We start from the raw sequence: 17,379 nt of genomic DNA, 5'->3' as shown, positions 1-17,379 counted from the left end.
CATTAGGCTCAGCCGGATAAGGCTCAAGCTGTGTTTGTGGGGGCAGGCGGGCGGTCTGCGGATCCGGATGTCTTTTCGTCGATGCTCCCGGGGGAGGTGCCGTGCCGCTCGTCGCCGTGCCTGCGGCTCGAAGGAGGGAGGACACGATGTCCGAGCATGTGATCGAGGACCTGGTCGCCGACTCGGTCCGCATCCTGGATGGCCACGTCGGGACGGGCGACCCACGTGTCCGCGACTGGTTCGCGGCGCTGTACGGCTTCGAGCGCGGGTTCGACTGCTCGTTCATGCAGTTTCGGGTGATGGACATCCTTTTGCGCCGCGGATACACGTACCGGTTCCCGCTCGACCGACACCCCGACTACGCCGAGCGGTTCGCGTACTTCGACGCGCTGACGGAGTTCACCGGCCTGCGCACGTTCGACGAGGACGCCCCCGACTTCGGCGGCTACGACTCCTGGACCGAGGACGGCTACGTCGAACCGCCGTTCCTGTACTGCGACGCCGGTACCGCGCTGTGGCGGCGCATGGTCGCGGTCGGTGAACTCCACGGTCCCGACGCCGCCCCGCCCCACCGGATCCGCCTGATCGACGTGGTCCGTGAGATCGCCGTCGCCGCCGAGAAGGAGCAGGAGCGCGAACTCATCGGCCTGTGGTACGCGTTCGGCTGCGGCACTCTCCTCGGCGGCCCCGCGGGCTGCCCCTTCGATGTCGACGAACTTGCCGAGATGCCCGCCGTGCAGGACCTGCGCGAAGTCGTCCGCCGCACCGGAGCCCTGCCCATCGCGCAACGGTCGCCCTATGCGGTCCCCGTGGAGTTCGCCGATGACCAGGACCTCGAAACCTGGTGGTGGCGGCTGTAGGTCCAGGCAAGCAGCGACGGTTTCACGCGCCCCACCGGAGGTGCAGTGCAGGCGGTCGAAGGGCCGTCAGGCGGACAGCGTCAGGACGAGGCCCCGTCCCGTCCCGCGGCCTTCCCCCGCCCTGGATACAGCTGCTCATACACGGCTGCGAACTCGAACGGGTACTCCACACAAGTCTCGCCCGCGAAGCACTGTGCGGCGTGGCGGCGCATCCGGGGCCCGTACGTGCTGTGGTCGATCAGGTCCGTGTAGGTGTGGCGCTCGCCAAGCTCCAGGAGGCCCGCCGTGTCGGCCAGGTAGACGTCGAAGCCCGGGTACATGATGCCCAGGTACGGCATGTCGTCCAGGTCGAGCGCCAAGACCGGGTACTCGCCCTCCTCGTCGGGCTCGGCGACGGCCAGGATCCGTCGCGAGTCCGACCCGCCGGGCAGGACGAAGCACTCGGAGAAGCGCTCGGACAGCCAAGCGAACGGCTCTGCCCAGAAGTCGCCCATCTCGTCCCCGACCAGCTGGTCGAGCGGCCGCGGCGTGAACGTGCCGTCCGGGGTGAACCATCCGTACCGCTCCAGCAGGCTGGTGTCGTACGCCAGCCAGGCGCGCAGGCTCGGCGGCAACGGGCGCCCCGACGGGAACACGGCCCTCGCGAGCACGTCCTCGGCCATCGGCCTGGCCTCGCCGCCTTCCACCCACGGCACGTTCACGTGGGGCATGACGTGCGGCTGCGCGCTCGCCTCCGGATGGCGGCGCACCACCTCGATGACACGCTCCGTCAACGGCACTCCGTGCATGGGGCTTACCTCGCGTTCGTTCCTCAATCAGAGGGCGTGGTCAGGGAAGGAAGGGGTCGACCCAGTCCGTGAACCGCTGTCCCAACTCCGCCTGCGCCACCGCGAGAACGGCGTCGGGGTCTTCGGCCACCGGCAGGCCGAAGTGCTGGTCCAGCCAGGCCGCGTACTCGTCGTGGCCGTCACTGTGCGGGTCGTCCTCGTCGCGGAAGAAGTAGGCGCTCTCCCAGTCGACGCTGATCTCCGTGTCGAAGCCGAGCAGTTGGAACAGCTCCCGCACATGGCGAGCCACGACGTGCTGCCCGCCCTCGTCCCCGAAGACGACCACGGGCAGGGCGGCGGGGTCGGCCCGGTCGTCGAGCTTCCAGAGGGCGTAGAAGGAACCGCCGCCGGTGGCCTGCGCGAAGGGAATCAGTCGGCCGGTGAATTCCGGGTCGTCAGACCAGCCCGCCACCAGCCCAGAGATGTCCCCGTATTCCGTCAGCCCGAATCCATCGGCGTAGTTCTCGTAGCCGACTCTGTCCTGGAAATCCTTCAGCAGGTTGAGTTCAGCGACGGGTGAGTATGCGATATCCATTGAGTCTCCGGGTAGTGAACCCTGCTGACATGTTCGACAGCTGACGCTGGAACGACTGCCGTGCGGACACGGAATGGGATTCAATCGACAGGGGAATGGCCCCCGGGACCCCACTTCGCGTATGTCGAGAGGAGTGTACATACGGCGCTGCTCATGCTCGCCGCCGCCCGGGAATTCAAGTCCGATCCCGCCGAAGACACCGTCCTGCTCTGGCAGAAACCAATGACGGTCTCGTCCCGTGGTGGATGGGCCCTGTACCCGAGGTCAGGGGTGTACCTGAGCCCTGATGCGTGTGGGCGACGATTTCCGCCGAGATGGAGATGGCCGTCTCTGGCCCGGCTCAGAGCAGGGACTCGGCGGTGATGGGCAGGTCGCGCACCCGTCGGCCCGTGGCGTGGAACACGGCGTTGGCGATGGCGGGGGCCACGCCTACCAGGACGACCTCGCCGAGGCCCTTGACGCCCAGGGGGTCGGCTTCGTCGTCGCGGCCGTCGACGTAGATCGCCTTGAGTTCGGGGACGTCGGCGTTGACGGGAACCAGGTAGTCGGCCAGGTTGGCGTTGACGATCCGGCCGTCGCGGTGGTCGGTGACCGTGTGCTCGAGGAGCGCCATCCCGATGCCGCCGGTCATGGCGCCGATGGCCTGGCTGTCAGCCAGCTTCGGGCTGATGATCCGGCCCGCGTCGAAGACGCCGAGCATCCGCCGCACCCGGACCAGACCCAGGCGGGCGTCGACGGCGACCTCGGCGAACACCGCGCCGTAGGCGTACATGGAGGACCGGGACTGATCCGGGGCCCAGGACCCGTCCGCTTCGAGGTGTGTGCGGTTGTTGCGGGTGAGGAGTTGCCGGTAGGTCTCCCCGCGCGCGGGGTTGTCGCTCATGTGCAGTCGGCCGCCCCGTACGACGATGTCGTCGGCGTCGGCACCGTACAGCGGTGAGTCCTCGTCCCCGACGGCGAGTTCGATCGCCTGCTGTCGCAGTTTGTCGCAGCCGTCCTGGACGGTGGAGCCGACGCTGGCCATGGTGAGCGAGCCGCCGTGGAGCGGGGCCGTGGGCATGTCCGTGTCGCCGAGCCGGAAGGTGACGTTGCGGACCGCGAGGCCCAGGGCGTCGGCGGCGACCTGGGTCATGGAGGTGTACGTGCCGGGGCCCATGTCGCTGGTCGAGGACTCGATCAGGGCGGTGCCGTCGGCGTCCAGCCGCACCGAGGCCTGACCCGGGGCCCGCAGGGTGTCGTAGAGCGCGGTCGCCATGCCGGTGCCGACCAGCCAGTCGCCGTCGCGGGTGGAGCGGGGCCTGGGGTTGCGGCGGCCCCAGCCGAACTCCCGGGCGCCGACGGTGTAGCACTCGCGCAGCCGTCGGGTGGAGAACGGGCGCCCGCCGGCCTGGTCGTTGTCGGGTTCGTTGCGCCGGCGCAGTTCGATGGGGTCGATGCCGAGCTCGTGGGCGAGTTCGTCCATCGCGCTCTCGATGGGGAAGGCGGCGGTGGAGTAGCCGGGGCCGCGCATCGGGGTCGGGGTGTTGACGTCCAGCGGCACCGTCCGGTGCGTCTGGGCGACGTTGGGCGTGGTGTAGAGCATCTGCCCTGGCGCGACGACGCCGCGCTCGGCGAACGTCTCGTAGCTGGACGTCTCGGCGCGCAGGTCGTGGGTCATCGCGGTCAGCTGTCCGCGGCGGTCGCTGCCCAGGCGCACCTTGTACTCGTACGCCGGCCGGAATCCCGTCCCGAAGTAGAGCTGCCTGCGCGTCAGTACGAGCTTGACCGGGCGGCGCGTCTCGCGGGCGGCGAGGGCGGCGATGGTGATGTGCGGCCAGGCCCGCGCGGCGTTGCCGAACGCGCCGCCGACGAACGGCGAGATGACACGGATGTTTTCCGCCGGGATACCGAAGTTGGCGGCGAGTTCGTCCCGCGGGCTCTGCACCCACTGGGTCTTGTCCCACAGCGTCAGCCGGGCGCCGTCCCACTGGGCGACGGTCGCGTGGAGCTCCATCGCGTTGTGATGGTTGCGGGCGGTCCGATACGTCATCTCCAGCCGTACGGGGGAGATTTGCAGAGCCGCCTCCGCGTCACCGCGTGCGTAGATCCTGGGATCGCCGGCGGCCGGAGCATCCGCCAGGTCTGTGGCGGACTGTTCGCCGTCGTAGGTGAACTTCACCAGGCTTGCCGCGTGCTGGGCGGCCTCCAGCGTGGTGGCCACGACGACGGCGACCGGCTGGCCGTGGAAGCGGACGCGGTCGTCCTGGAAGACGCGCAGCCGCTCACCCGGCAGGTTGAGCGAGCCCGGATTGGGGCCGTACGGCAGCGTGGGGGCGTTGCGGTGGTGGAGCACCTTCAGTACACCGGGCCGGCCTTCGGCGGCGCGGGTGTCGATGCCGGTGATCCGGCCCTTGCCGATACTGCTGTCGACCACGACGGCGTGCACGACCCCGTCGGGTTCATGGTCGGCGGCGTACTTCGCCCGCCCTGTCACCTTGAGGCGTCCGTCCACCCGGGAGAGCGGTGCGCCGACGGCTGCCTGCGGCTGGGGGCTCATCGGCCTTCTCCTACGATGCGCAGCTGGCGTTCGACCGTCCGCTGGAGCAGCTCGACTTTGAAGCGGTTGTGTTCCAACGGCCGGGCCCCGTCCGCGGCCGACTCGGCGGCCCGGGTCCAGAGCTGTTCCGAGGGGCGTTCGCCGATGAGGGCCTGCTCGACGGCGGGCAGCCTCCACGGCACCGTCCCCACGCCCCCGGCGGCCACTTTGGCCTCACGGATCACGCCGCGGCGGACGTGCAGGGCGACGGCGGCGGAGGTGAGGGCGAACTCGTACGACTGGCGGTCCCGGACCTTCAGATAGCCCGACTTCAGCGGGCGCGGGTGGGCCGGGATCTCCACGGCGGTAATCAACTCGCCCTTGGCGAGGGCCTGTTCGCGGTCCGGGGTGCGGCCGGGCCGCAGCAGGAAGTCGGCGAAGGGGACGGTGCGTTCCCGGACCGGGCCGAGCAAGTGCACCTGTGCGTCCAGGGCGGCGAAGGCGACGGCCGCGTCGGAGGGGTGGGTGGCCACGCAGTCCTCGGAGGTGCCCAGGATCGCGTGGGTGCGGTTGTACCCCTCCCGCGCGGCGCAACCGGAGCCGGGCTCACGCTTGTTGCAGGCGGCCGTCACATCGCGGAAGTAGGCGCAGCGGGTGCGCTGCATGATGTTGCCGCCGATGGTGGCCATGTTGCGCAGCTGGGCGGAAGCGCTCAGCTCCAGCGCCTGCGAGATGACCGGATACGTGCTGCGCACCTTGCGATGGGCGGCGGCCTCACTCATGGTCACCAGCGCGCCGATGCGCAGACCGCCGCCTTCGGTGACGGTTACCTCGCGCAGCGGCAGGGCGCTGATGTCGACGAGGGTTTCCGGGCGTTCGACGGTCTCGCGCATCAGGTCGACCAGGGTGGTCCCGCCGGCGATGTACCGTCCACCGCGCCGACCGGCATCGAGGGCCTCACGCGTGCTGGGTGCCTTGGTGAAGGAGAAGGGATACATCGCCACTCACTTCCGGCCCGAGGCCTGCTCGACCGCGCGCACGATCTTCACGTAACAGCCGCAGCGGCAGATGTTGCCGCTCATCCACTCCCGGATCTCCTCCGCGGAGCCGGTGTGGCCTTCCTGCATGCAGCCGACGCCCGACACGATCTGGCCCGGCGTGCAGTAGCCGCACTGGAAAGCGTCCTGGTCGATGAACGCCTGCTGCAGCGGGTGCAGTTGATCGCCCCTGGCCAGGCCCTCGACGGTGGTGACCTCGGCGCCGTCCAGGCGCACGGCCAGGGTGAGGCAGGAGTTGACGCGGCGTCCGTCGACCAGGACCGTGCAGGCTCCGCAGGCACCGGCGTTGCAGCCCTTCTTGGAACCGGTCAGCCCGAGGTGCTCACGCAGCAGGTCAAGGAGCGAGGTGCGGTTGTCGACCGCGATGGTGTGCCGCCTGCCGTTGACGACCAATGAGACGCGGCTGCTGGGCGAGGCCTCGGCAGCAGCGGCCTCCTCGACGCCGAGCAGTGACGGACCTGCGACCAGGCCGCCCGCCGCGATGACACCGCCGGCCGCGGAGGTCGTTGCGATGAAGGTACGACGCGAGGGCACGGACGGCGGCTTGGTGGGGGGAGACGTGGCTGACTCGGAGGTCTCGGCGGACATGCTCACTCTCTCGACACGAGGAGGGTGGGGGGACTTGCTGATCGGTGTGAGCCCAGGACGGATGTTCACCGTTGCCCTTCACGGCACTTCGGCTTCCGCCCAGCCTTGCGGGACAACCGGCCGCGCGGCAGGCCGTGTTGTGCCAGGGAATGGCGAGCCAGGGTATGAGGGAACCCCTCTCCCCACCTGCCCCACGGGGCACGGCAATGCAAGAGTGGACAGTTTGAGAACCGGGTCCGGCCCCCTAGCCGCGGAACGCCGACGCGCCGCAGCCACGAGGAGCGCCCCCGGCTACGCCGCTTCGAGCCATACGAGGCGTCGGGACGCCCGACGCCGCGGATTCCGGACTCTGCGTCTGCCCGGCCCGGCGAGCCCGTCGGGGTGCGCGTCGTTCGGTGGATGGATCAGGACCGCTTGCCCGCCCCTGCGGCGGCCGCCAGGCTCGGCTGGAGGCGGCGGGCGGCGTCGAGGTGGTCGGCGGTCCAGATGATGCGGACGGCGGTGTCCGTGGCCTGCCCGTGCTCGTCACTCAGCTCGCGGCGGAGGGATTCGACCAGCTCTGCCTCGGCGACGGGATTGCGCGGCAGCGGATCCCGGACCGGCGTGTCCTGGCCCAGGCCGGCCGCCAGGTCCCGGTACCAGCCGGAGACGCGGCTCACCGCGCCCAGCAGAACGACGCGAGCGTCGGTCCGGTCCGGCTCGGCCTGCTGCTCGCCGGCGCGCTGCCACAGCCCCAGCACCGCGTCCGCTGCAAGGCGCAGTCCCACGATGCCAGTTACAAGGGTGGTCATGTTTGCCAGGGGCACCGGTTTTGGCCCGCGTTCGGCCAGGTAGCTGCGGAAGGCGTCGTCGAGCCTTCGCGCGGCGGCAGCGGCTTCGAGGCGCTCTTGCAGCGCCACCTCGGCGGAGGCGGGCGCGGCGTCGCAGCGGCTGACGGCGTATTCCACCGCGCCCGCCAGGTAGCGGGCGCTGTCCCTGTAAGCCTCGGCGAGAGCTCGGTCGACCGCCGCCGTGGCTCCGCGCGGCCAGAAGAAGAGTCCCACCAGAACGCTCACCGCACAGCCGATCGCGATGTCCTGGATCCGCAGGAGCACGATGTGCCAGTCCGGGTCCTGGCCGATGTTGAACAAGATGACCAGGGTGACGGTGAAGGACGCCTGACCGGCGGCGAAGGAGATGGCGGCGGGGGCGATACCGGCGAGCAGCACCGCGATGGGCAGCAGGAACCAGAGAACCGTGCCGTGGTGGCCGATGATCTGCAGCAGCACGGTGCCGATGATCGAACCCGCGACGGTGCCGCCCAGGGCGCGGGCCGCGTTCTGCCCGGTGTTGAGGGCGTTGGAGCGCAGCACCGACAAGGTTCCGAGAAGGATCCAGAACGAGTGCTGAACGCCTGTCACGTTCGCGAGGGCGACCGCGATGCCGAGACCGATCGCGCCTCGCAGGCTGTTGTGCAGCCAGACGGACTGTGGCTGGAGGTGGGCGCCGGCCCGCTCACGTGCCGTGGCCAGTGGTTCGGTCGCGGCGTCGGGCTCGCGTCCCAGGACGCGTTCGAACCAGCTCCGGCGTTCGGCAGCCGCGGCCAGGTCCACGTTGTCGGCGATCTGCAGCGTCGCGAACCCCAGCTCCTGCGCGCGGAACGACAGGTCAAGGGCGCTGATGACAGGGTGTGCGTGCGAGGGTGTGCCGGCTCCGCCCCGGTCCGTGGGCAGCCGTGTGGTGGCGTTGCGCTCCATGTCGGCCATGGACGTACGCAGGTTCTCCGAAGCGGCGTGCAGCCCGTCCGGTGAGCCGTGCGGGGCATCGAGCAGGGTGGCCGCCTCATCGAGCACAGAGGCGGCAGCCCGCCGTACGGACTGGGCGGTGGCGTCGCATCCCGGGTGGCCGTCGAGTGAGGGTGCGCTGTCGGTCAGGATGCCGCTGAGCCACGTCAGTTCGTCGACGAGGCGGACGATGGCGCGCGAGCTGGTGGACAGGCCGGTGGGGCGGTAGGGGGTGGCGTCGAAAACAGTGCGCAGATCGGCCGCCGCGGTGGAGGCCTCGTCTGCCGCCGTACGGCATTTCCCGGTGCTCGGTGCGTCCGGACCGCCTGCCAGGAGGGACGCGTCGGTGCGTAGTTGCTCGGCGGCCGCGCGGCAGACCCGGGCGGCGGGTGCGCTGAGCGGGTCGGCGGTGGGGCGGGGCCACAGCAGGGTGATTGCGAGCATGGAGGCTGCCGCCGCGAGGCCGGCGCCCGCGAGCCGGTCGGGCAGCTCGGAGAACGGGACGGGTGAGGTCACCGGGAGGATGAAGCCCAGCAGCAGCGCGGTGGACGCACCCGCGAGGACGGAGCTGACCACGCCGGAGAACAGCACCAGGAAACCGATGACGACCATCACGGCGACCGCGAGCCAGGTCTCGTCCGCCACGAGCGTCCCCAGGCAGATGAGAGCGGCCCAGGACACCGCGAGGCCGAGGTGCGCCCGCAGTCGTTGCACCATCGACCCGGCGAAGTCCACCAGCAGCAGCATCGAGAACGAACCGAACGCGGCGAAGGTCGCCATCGTCGGTGAGCCGATGACCTGGCTGCACAGGGCGAACAGGCCGGGCATCACGATGGCCGTCCGCCCGGCACGTCGAGTGGCTGCCAGCTCGGGATCGCGGGCGCGCAGCCACGATCCGGCCCGCCCGAGCCGGAATCGGCTGAGTTTCTCCATATGACTGTGTACCTCCTGGCGGCATCCTCCGGTGCACCGAGCTTGACGTCATTTCCGGAACGACGTGGCACGCACGCGATCCCCGTTCGTGATCGACCCGGATGGGGCAGTCACGAACGTCAGGGGGCGCGTTCACCATGAGTGGCGCACCACAGCCATTGCGATCCGTCCGGATCAGAGGTGCTTGGCGAAGAAGTCCGTCACCTTCGCGACCACCTGCGGCACGAACTCCGGCTGGTGGGGCGGATCGATGTGCGTGGCGCCGTCGACGACGAACACCTCCTTGGGCTCCTCGGCCGCAGGCGGCGGGGACGGTGTCGCCCGGTCACAAGGGCCTGCAGTGCGTGATCTTCACTGGGACAGCCTGTTCCGCGACGCCCGCTGAGGACCCGGCGAGGGCGACAGCGGCATGGGATGAAGCGGCTGTCGTCGCCCTTCGGCGTGGGGAAGGCGCACCTCGGCTGCTGTCCGATCACCGCACGGAGCGCGCCGCCGCCTCGATCATCCGGGCCCGCCACCGCTGGATCTGCTCCGGCTTCGCATGCCGCAGACCCTCGCGGACCCCTGCCGCGTCAAGGTCCGCCGTGTAGACCGGGGTGCCGGGCTGCCGGCGCCAGGACTCCGCGAGCGGACCGGCGTCCACCGTGTCGGAGCCCGCGTCGCCGGCGAGTTCCCGCACGCGTGCCGTCGCGGCCGGGTCCTCGCCGGCGACGGGGAGCGCGATCCGGCCGACGGCTCCTGCGGGGCGGCCCAGGCGTGCCAGGTGGTCGGCGGTGACGGTCTCGAACGCCTTCACCACAGGCCGTCCGATCCGTGCCGCAGTCCACCCGCTCTCGACGCCGCCGCTCAGTTCGGCGACGGCGGAGCCCCGCAGCCCCGGCACGTAGTTGCCGGAGTCGACCACGACGGTCCCCTCAGTCAGATCCGTGGGGGGCGTCACGGACGATGTCAACGTCTTGTCAGGACACCGCAGGCGGATCGTCCGCCCGTGAGCCTGCGCAACGCTGCGCAGGCACTTCGCGCCCACCGCCAATGCGCACAATTGAGGGGCGTGGGGGCGGTGGCTGGCGATGCGGCATTCGACCGCGACCCCGCCTCACGGGCACGCACGCATATGGATCCGTATCACCGGAGTATGTGCCGCCCAGCCGATCTTTGGTTGAATCGCGTGGGTTGGTGATCAACTTGGGGCAGCCGTAAGGAAACTGGCTGCCCTCTCTCCGCCGACGGCGGTGACCGTGACTGACCACGAATCCGTGACCGTCGAGCCGAACGTCAGTGGTGTCAGTGCTCACCCACAGATTCGGATCCGTATCCGGGAAGGCCCCCGTGACCAATGAGACCTGGCATTTTCCCCCCGATCTCAGGGGAACTTTCGAACCTGAAGGTCTGACTCCCCGGCAGGCCGATGAAGCGCTCGCCTGCGCCTGGGAATATGTGCGAACGATCGTTCCCGCCTACACGGACCGCGCGCGATACATTGCGCTCGCACGCCTCACGGCGATTTCCACCGTAACGGAGTTCAGGGGTGAAAACATTTCTCCTCTGACTTCCCCAATTATTGCAGGATATGACACCGGTGAACTGCTGGCCGAACTCTTCGCCGGGACCGCCGTCCACGAGACCATGGCCCGTGAGTACTACTCCTCCATTCTGATCACCGCCGAAAAGTCCTCCCCGCACGGGAACGCCGAACTCCTGAGCCGATACACGGCAGCGATCGCCCACAGCCCGGCTCAATGGTTTCGGATCCGCGACTGTGACGCCCAGGCCCGCCTCTTCATCGCCGCCGCCCTGGCCTGCAACAACATCGAGGATGCTTGGCTGGACGAAGAACAGAACCAGATCCTCACCGAAATCTGCGACGCGATGTATGACGCGGTGGCCTACCACAAACACCGGGCCGAAGGTGAAATCTGCAACACCTTCGCCTACGCCCACCCCAGCCTCCGCCAAGCCACCTATCGCACCTATCGCGAAACGCTCTGGAATATCGATGCCCACTGGGCCGACACTCCCGAACGTACTCCTGTCGTCAACTTCCTCCGCAACATTGCCGGCCCCATCCACATGACAATGCGCCGCTACCGCTTCGTCGAGGACAGCCTCACCATCGGCAATCCCGAAACGGCACAGACCATCGACCAGGCGCGCAATAACGTCAAACTCTGGTACCGCCTCAGCCCGACCCCCCAGAACAACAACCACTACAAGGACATTCTCGCCAGCCAAGATCGAGTACTGTTCCCCGGATTCGCTGCGATGCTTGAGGAAGCCGGACAGACCTGCCCTGACTGTCAATACCCTTCCCAATACACACCCTCACCCGCTCAATTCGCAGGCGTCCGCGTGTGCACCGCGCACCAGGAGGCATTCGACACCCACCTCGCAGAACTCCCCGGACGGGCTCGGCGCACGCTCGGACTGTGAAGTGCGGCTGCTGCGGTGCCGCTGCGGATAGCGTTCGCGTCAGTCCGTCACCCGTACCACCGCTGTCGCCCCCGCCCGCACAGTAGGCGTCGCGTAGGTGTATGTCACGCCGCCGACCGTCTTGGTACGCACGCGCTGCGGGACACCGTTGACCGTGATCTTCTTGTGGACCCCGGGGAAGCGAGCCTCCCAACGGTAGGCGTCACGGCGGGCGTTGTTCGTCAGCTTGGACTTCGTCGCGCCGTCGTGCCGCACGGTGATCGTGCTCGTGCCGATGGGTACGTCCGCGGCCTGGAGCCACTTCATGCCCGACGGCAGCCGCGACTGAGTGGTCACCGTTCGGTTCGCCGCGTCCGGTGCGATGCCCATCAGGCCCTCGACGGTCTGACTGACCAGCGTGAACGACACCTCGGGGTAGTCACCGTTGGGGCCCTGACTGGAGTTGATGTGCTGGATCTCCCGCTGGCCGTAGATCTTCTTCATCCACGTCCAGGCGGTGTCATTGCGGTTGTTCTTGAAGAACATGTCGGGCAGATACGTCGTCGACTCGATGTTGGGCGACCCCTCCGGCCCCAACTCCTGCTCCTGGATGTAGTCGAGGTAGGCGTCATTGCGCGGGCCGGGGTCGAGGATCTGCTTCATCGGCACGAACACGCTGTTCTCCTTGCCCCAGCCGGTGACCGGGGTGTTGGACGTGGTGTACGCGCGAACCATGTCGGCCCCGCTTCCGCTGCCGCTCCATTCGTCGTTGAAGTACGCCTTCAGCTCGGCGGCACGCCGGTCGTACGTCCTGGCCAGCGCGGTGTCACCCTTGCCGCGGGCGAGCGTGGCAAGGGCGAGATACGCCTGGTACTGGGAGGCGATGCCGTCCCCGGCCTCGGCGAGGCCGTCGCCGTCCTGCTCGTTGTAGCTGGCCGCGCCGGCGAAGATGCCGTTGCCCGTGCCCTCGGCGACCTTGACCTTGCCGTTGGGCTTGGCACTGTTGTGCAGGTCGATGAACTCCTCGGTGGAGTGCCGGTAGAAGTTCCACATCGTCGGATCGTCCACGTAGCTCTGGTCGCCGGTCCAGAGGTACGCCTGGCCTGCCTTCTCGACGAGTTCGAAGACGGCGGGCACCTCGCGCACGTAGTTGTCCGGGCTCTTGTAGTCGATGCTCAGGTAGGTCTTGGCATCGAAGTTCAGGGCCCAGACCGGAAAGTACTTGTGTGCGGCGGTGGATGACGCCGCGAACGAGCGGAGCATCGTCTTGTTCGCCTCGTCGAGGCCGAGGATGTGGGCGCCGGCGAGCTGGTGGGTCATGTCGCGGGAGTAGTAGGCGCTGCGGTTGGCGTATCCGGCCCAGTAGGTGGGCGCGTACTGCGCGGTGCCGGTGCCGCCGGTCTGGTACTCGTCGACATTGATCGGGCCCGTCGTGCCGGGCAGTTGAGCCCAGCTGTTGGCCTTTCTCTTGGCCCAGCCGAACATCTCGACGACCTGAGGGTCGGACGAGGTGACCTTGGGGTCGGCGGGCGCGGCGGGGGAGATCATCAGGTCGTCCGCGTTGACCCAGGCGCTGCCGGAGCCGAAGACGATCTGCAGCCGGTCGCCGGCCTTCAGCTCGACGCGGCTGATCGTGTAACGGGCGTACGCGCGGCGCTCCGGCAGAGTGATCGTCTCGACGGTCTCGCCATTGCGCCGGACCGTGTACGTGCCGCCGGTGCCGGCGCTTCCGATCCACGCGGAGAAGTCGTAACTGCCGTTCCGTGGCGCGACGATGGTCAGCTCGGCGCTCTTGCCGGCTCCGGCGTCGAGATAGAGGAAACGAGCGCCGCCGTGGGAGTTGCCGGTGCCGACTCCGGTGCCGGCACCGAAGGTCCATCCCGTGCCGCCGTTCTCGAACCCCGGGTCCGGGACGGCGAGTTGAGGACGGGCGGCGGTGGATGCACCCGACCCGGGAACCCCGCCGTCTCCCGGCGCCGCCGCGGCCGTCAGTGCGGGGGCCATCGGCGTGAGCAGGGCAACAGCGGTGAGCAGCATGAGCCTTGAGGGCTTCATCGGGTCTCCCGGGTCTTCAGTCACGGCGAGCGGGCAGGCGGGGCGAACGGTGGCGGGAAAGCTAGCAGGGGCCGAAGAGGCGATTCAATGGTCATGCGCAAGAAACATGGAAGACACGCAAGTTGACTGCTACGTTGAGCGGAATATTAGGCTGAAAGTTTTCGTCGATATCTTGCAAGTTCCTCCGGTGGGCTTCGTGGGTGTCCTGTCGGCCGGGGGACACCAGGGGTTGCGGAGGGAACCGTATGAAGGTTGGCATCACCGAGGTCGCGGACCGGGCGCAGGTGAGCGAGGCCACGGTCAGCCGGGTCATCAACCGGCGCCAGGGAGTGTCGCGCAAGACCCGCGAGGCGGTCGAGCAGGCGATGGCCGACCTGGGGTACGAGCGGCAGATGCGGGGGCAACTCGTCGCGGTCGTCACCGAGTTGGTCTCCAACCCGTTCTTCGCCGATGTCGCCGAACGGATCGAGTCCATCCTTGCCCCGCACGGCCTGAAGACGGTCCTGTGCCCGTGCTTCCCCGGTGGTGTACAGGAGTTGGACTTCGTGACCTCCCTCGCCGACCGGGGTGTAGCGGCGGTCGTGTTCCTCTCGGCCAGCAACACGCTGGAGGGCGCGGACCCGCAGGCGTACGAACTCCTTCGCTCTCGCAGAATCCCGTTCGTCGGGATCAACGGCCAGTTCGAGGGCGTGAGCGAGGCGCCGGTCTTCTCCACCGACGATCTGCTGGCCGCCGAACTCGCCGTCGACCACCTCCACCGGCTCGGCCACCGCCGCATCGGCATGGCATCGGGTCCCGTCGGCAACCGCCCGGCCGACCGCCGCGTGAACGGCTTCATCGCGTCGCTCGCCAAGCGCGGTGTCGAAGACCCGGAGCAGTGGGTGGTCCGGCAGTCCTACACCGTCGAGGGTGGCCAGTCCGCCGCGATCTCGCTCCTCGGCCGCGGTGCCACGGCGATCGTCGCCGCCAGCGACTACATGGCCCTGGGTGCGATCCGTGGTGCGCGCCGCCAGGGGTACGACGTACCGGGCGATGTCTCGGTCGTCGGCTACGACGGCTCCATGATCATGGACTTCGTCGACCCTCCGCTCACCACGGTCCGTCAGCCTGCCGACCGTCTGGCCTCGGAGGTGGGACGGAGCATCCTTGCCCTGGTCGGCAACCGCGATGTCCCCGTCGGTGAACTCCTCTTCGACCCCGAACTGGTGATCCGCGCGAGCACGGCGGTGCCGAAGGCGTGAGTTCCCCTTGTTCGTCCAGACCATTGACCTATAGGTCGGGTCTATGGACACTCCAATCGAGGATCCGGCCAGATCGTTGGCGGCAACTCTGCTTATTCATCGGGTGTTTCGTGGCTCATGGATGCTCCGGAGGGGCTATGTCTCGGTTCGTGTTTCTCGGGGTGGCGCTCGCGCTGCTCGTAGGTGGCGGGAGTCCTGTCGCCGCAGCGCCGAAGACGAGGCCCGTGGTGGTTGACGTGGACGCCTACGGAGCCGACCCCACCGGCCGGACGGACTCGACGCCCGCCGTCGTCGCGGCGCTTCGGCACGCCAAGAACGTCGACCGCCATCGGCCGGTCAGGATCGTGTTCTCGAAGGGCACCTACCAGATCTACCCCGAGCGCGCCGAGGCACGTGAGCTGTACGTCTCCAACACCGTTGGCGCCGACCAGCGTTACCGGGACAAGAAGATCGGCCTGCTCGTCGAGGACATGCACGACGTCACCATCGACGGGGGCGGGGCCAAGCTCGTCTACCACGGCCTTCAGACGGCGTTCGCGTCGATCCGCTCGACCAACGTGACCTTCACGAACTTCTCCTTCGACTACGCGGCCCCCCAGGTCATCGACGCGACCGTCGCCACCACCGGCGTCACCGACGGGCACGCCTACCGCGTCCTGTCGATCCCGGTCGGCAGCCCGTACAAGGTGAACGGCACGCACATCACCTGGCTCGGCGAGAAGAGCCCGGCCACCGGACAGCCGTACTGGTCAGGTGTCGACGGACTCCAGTACACACAGATCCACGACCCCAAGGCGCAACGGACCTGGCGAGCGGACAACCCGTTGTTCAACGACGTCGCCGCGGTCACCGACCTCGGTGGACGCCGGATCCGGATCGACTACACCACCGAGGCACGGCCGGCGGACGCCGGGCTCGTCTACCAGATGCGCCTCATCGAGCGAACGGAGCCGGGCGCCTTCATCTGGCAGTCCAAGAACGTCACGATGCGCTCGATGAACGCCTATTACCTCCAATCCTTCGGCGTGGTGGGGCAGTTCAGCGAGAACATCTCCATCGACAAGGTGAACTTCGCACCCGCGCCGAGGTCCGGCCGGTCGACATCATCCTTCGCGGACTTCGTGCAGATGTCCGGCGTCAAGGGGAAGGTCTCGATCACCCGGAGCGTCTTCGACGGCCCGCACGACGACCCGATCAACATCCACGGCACCTACCTAGAGGTCGTGGGGAAACCCGGACCGTCCACCCTCACCCTCGCCTACAAGCACCCGCAGACCGCCGGATTCCCGCAGTTCGCCCCGGGTGACAAGGTCGAGTTCGCCACCAAGCGCACGATGACAGCGCTGGCGAACCCGCACGCGAAGGTCACCGCGGTCGACGGACCGAGCGGGATGGACCACGACAAGCCGCTGACCACGATGACCGTCACCTTCGACCGGCCGGTTCCCGCCGGGGTCGAGATCGGCGGCACGGTCGTCGAGAACATCACGGCCACCCCGTCGGTCGTCATCTCCGGCAACGTCTTCCGCAACGTGCCGACCCGCGGCATCCTCGTCACCACCCGCAAACCCGTCCTGATCACCGGCAACCGGTTCGACGGGATGTCCATGGCCAGCATCTACGTCTCCGCCGACGCCTACCAGTGGTACGAGTCCGGGCCGGTCGACGACCTCACGATCCGCGGGAACACGTTCACGCGGCCCAGCGGCCCGGTCATCTTCGTGGAGCCGACCAACCAGGTCATCGATCCCGCGACCCCGGTGCATCACAACATCTCGGTCGAGCACAACTCGTTCGACATCGGTGACATCACCATCGTCAACGCGAAGAGCGTCGGCGGGTTCGCGTTCACCGGCAACACCGTGCGGCGGCTGGACGGACCGGCTCACCCGCCGTACGCCTCCCCGCTGTTCGTCTTCCACGGCAGTTCAGGCCTCCGGATCGCACACAACCGATACGACAAGGGCCTGAACACGTCCGTGGTCAGGGACTGAAAGGAGCGGGTCCCGACCTGAGACCGGTCGGGACCCGCCCAAGGTCGCCTGGCTGCGCGAGATTCGGCGACGCGACCCTGCTACGACAGGCCGTAGACCGTGCCGCACTGCTCCTTCGAGCCCTTCACGGCGCAGACCTGGACGACGATCGGGGTGTCTTCCTTGATGTTGCCGGTCTTCCAGGGGGACACGTAGACCGCCGAGTGGCCTCGCGACGTTGCCATGCGGTATCCGGCACCGCCCTGCTGCGCCATGGCTATGGCCTCGATGCCCCAGCCGTCGCCCAGGACGTCCCGGACCTGAAGGGCGTCCCCGGGGGCGTCCGTGTCGGGCTCGTCGCCGGGGTTGGCATGCCAGTCGGCGAAGCCCGCGCGTACGTGATTGTTGAAGACCTGAACGCTGAAGGACTTGTTGTCGGAATGCCTGTCGACGCTGAACGTGAAGTTCGGGTCGGCGGCGGAGGCACTTCCAGTCCCCGTGATGACCGCAGCACCGGTCAGGCTCATGAGGGCAACGGCCGAGCCCAGGAACCGCTTGAAGTTCTGCACTTGCTGAATACTCCCGTGACGACGGGCGCCTCGGTCAAAGGCCCCCGAAGAGA

13 protein-coding genes are annotated in these 17,379 nt (G+C 68.4%); 4 read left to right on the top strand and 9 right to left on the bottom strand.

All coding sequences use genetic code 11. The features are described from left to right. Window positions 1-146 precede the first annotated feature (146 nt). On the top strand, window positions 147-860 hold the full coding sequence (locus ACFWXQ_RS07045) for a hypothetical protein (protein WP_383938703.1): 714 nt from the start codon (window positions 147-149) through the stop codon (window positions 858-860). A gap of 80 nt (window positions 861-940) precedes the next feature. On the opposite strand, the gene ACFWXQ_RS07040 is transcribed toward ACFWXQ_RS07045, so the two are convergent. The 7 genes from ACFWXQ_RS07040 to ACFWXQ_RS07010 form a co-directional block, all read right to left on the bottom strand. Then, window positions 941-1,639 carry a hypothetical protein gene (locus tag ACFWXQ_RS07040; RefSeq protein ID WP_383938777.1) on the bottom strand — a complete coding sequence of 233 codons (699 nt, stop codon included), beginning with the start codon at window positions 1,637-1,639 and terminating at the stop codon, window positions 941-943. 49 nt (window positions 1,640-1,688) lie between these two features. Then, window positions 1,689-2,222: a hypothetical protein gene (locus ACFWXQ_RS07035; protein WP_383938700.1), complete on the bottom strand. Its 534-nt coding sequence runs from the start codon at window positions 2,220-2,222 to the stop codon at window positions 1,689-1,691. Window positions 2,223-2,562: 340 nt separating this feature from the next. Continuing rightward, the gene (locus tag ACFWXQ_RS07030; protein ID WP_383938697.1) at window positions 2,563-4,758 is read right to left on the bottom strand and encodes a xanthine dehydrogenase family protein molybdopterin-binding subunit; all 2,196 of its coding nucleotides are present in this window, start codon (window positions 4,756-4,758) and stop codon (window positions 2,563-2,565) included. Next, window positions 4,755-5,735: an FAD binding domain-containing protein gene (locus ACFWXQ_RS07025; RefSeq protein WP_383938695.1), complete on the bottom strand. Its 981-nt coding sequence runs from the start codon at window positions 5,733-5,735 to the stop codon at window positions 4,755-4,757. Before ACFWXQ_RS07025 ends, ACFWXQ_RS07030 begins: the two co-directional genes overlap by 4 nt. Window positions 5,736-5,741: 6 nt before the next feature. Beyond that, window positions 5,742-6,383: a (2Fe-2S)-binding protein gene (locus ACFWXQ_RS07020; RefSeq protein ID WP_383938692.1), complete on the bottom strand. Its 642-nt coding sequence runs from the start codon at window positions 6,381-6,383 to the stop codon at window positions 5,742-5,744. Window positions 6,384-6,787: 404 nt separating this feature from the next. Continuing rightward, window positions 6,788-9,079 carry an FUSC family protein gene (locus tag ACFWXQ_RS07015; RefSeq protein ID WP_383938689.1) on the bottom strand — a complete coding sequence of 764 codons (2,292 nt, stop codon included), beginning with the start codon at window positions 9,077-9,079 and terminating at the stop codon, window positions 6,788-6,790. A gap of 472 nt (window positions 9,080-9,551) precedes the next feature. Continuing rightward, window positions 9,552-10,019 (bottom strand): NADPH-dependent F420 reductase, encoded by a 468-nt coding sequence (locus ACFWXQ_RS07010; protein ID WP_383938687.1) that lies wholly within the window; start codon window positions 10,017-10,019, stop codon window positions 9,552-9,554. Between the two features lie 389 nt (window positions 10,020-10,408). Here ACFWXQ_RS07010 and ACFWXQ_RS07005 point away from each other — a divergent pair, with 389 nt between their 5' ends. Continuing rightward, on the top strand, window positions 10,409-11,509 hold the full coding sequence (locus tag ACFWXQ_RS07005; protein ID WP_383938683.1) for a hypothetical protein: 1,101 nt from the start codon (window positions 10,409-10,411) through the stop codon (window positions 11,507-11,509). Between the two features lie 39 nt (window positions 11,510-11,548). Here the strand turns inward: ACFWXQ_RS07005 and ACFWXQ_RS07000 are convergent, their stop codons facing one another. Continuing rightward, the gene (locus ACFWXQ_RS07000) at window positions 11,549-13,543 is read right to left on the bottom strand and encodes a hypothetical protein (protein ID WP_383938680.1); all 1,995 of its coding nucleotides are present in this window, start codon (window positions 13,541-13,543) and stop codon (window positions 11,549-11,551) included. A gap of 245 nt (window positions 13,544-13,788) precedes the next feature. On the opposite strand from ACFWXQ_RS07000, the gene ACFWXQ_RS06995 reads away from it, so the two are divergent. Together ACFWXQ_RS06995 and ACFWXQ_RS06990 are read left to right on the top strand one after the other, a co-directional pair. Next, on the top strand, window positions 13,789-14,784 hold the full coding sequence (locus ACFWXQ_RS06995; RefSeq protein ID WP_383938677.1) for a LacI family DNA-binding transcriptional regulator: 996 nt from the start codon (window positions 13,789-13,791) through the stop codon (window positions 14,782-14,784). A 137-nt stretch (window positions 14,785-14,921) separates the two neighbouring features. Next, window positions 14,922-16,778, top strand: a complete 1,857-nt coding sequence (locus ACFWXQ_RS06990) for a right-handed parallel beta-helix repeat-containing protein (RefSeq protein ID WP_386267711.1) — start codon at window positions 14,922-14,924, stop codon at window positions 16,776-16,778. Window positions 16,779-16,858: 80 nt separating this feature from the next. Here the strand turns inward: ACFWXQ_RS06990 and ACFWXQ_RS06985 are convergent, their stop codons facing one another. Then, entirely contained in the window at window positions 16,859-17,326 is a 468-nt protein-coding gene (locus ACFWXQ_RS06985; protein ID WP_383955855.1) for a hypothetical protein, read from the bottom strand. Window positions 17,327-17,379: the final 53 nt, after the last annotated feature.

Source organism: Streptomyces sp. NPDC058697 (genome assembly GCF_042715345.1).
Lineage (GTDB): Bacteria > Actinomycetota > Actinomycetes > Streptomycetales > Streptomycetaceae > Streptomyces > Streptomyces liliifuscus.
This window is presented reverse-complemented; position numbering and strand designations above follow the sequence as displayed.

Bases quoted from the DNA above. Each gene is read 5' to 3' on its own strand.
- ACFWXQ_RS06995 (WP_383938677.1), top strand. From the start codon at position 13,789: ATGAAGGTTGGCATCACCGAGGTCGCGGACCGGGCGCAGGTGAGCGAG.
- ACFWXQ_RS07015 (WP_383938689.1), bottom strand. From the start codon at position 9,079: ATGGAGAAACTCAGCCGATTCCGGCTCGGGCGGGCCGGATCGTGGCTG.
- ACFWXQ_RS07025 (WP_383938695.1), bottom strand. From the start codon at position 5,735: ATGTATCCCTTCTCCTTCACCAAGGCACCCAGCACGCGTGAGGCCCTC.
- ACFWXQ_RS07000 (WP_383938680.1), bottom strand. From the start codon at position 13,543: ATGAAGCCCTCAAGGCTCATGCTGCTCACCGCTGTTGCCCTGCTCACG.
- ACFWXQ_RS07035 (WP_383938700.1), bottom strand. From the start codon at position 2,222: ATGGATATCGCATACTCACCCGTCGCTGAACTCAACCTGCTGAAGGAT.
- ACFWXQ_RS06990 (WP_386267711.1), top strand. From the start codon at position 14,922: ATGTCTCGGTTCGTGTTTCTCGGGGTGGCGCTCGCGCTGCTCGTAGGT.
- ACFWXQ_RS07030 (WP_383938697.1), bottom strand. From the start codon at position 4,758: ATGAGCCCCCAGCCGCAGGCAGCCGTCGGCGCACCGCTCTCCCGGGTG.
- ACFWXQ_RS07045 (WP_383938703.1), top strand. From the start codon at position 147: ATGTCCGAGCATGTGATCGAGGACCTGGTCGCCGACTCGGTCCGCATC.
- ACFWXQ_RS07020 (WP_383938692.1), bottom strand. From the start codon at position 6,383: ATGTCCGCCGAGACCTCCGAGTCAGCCACGTCTCCCCCCACCAAGCCG.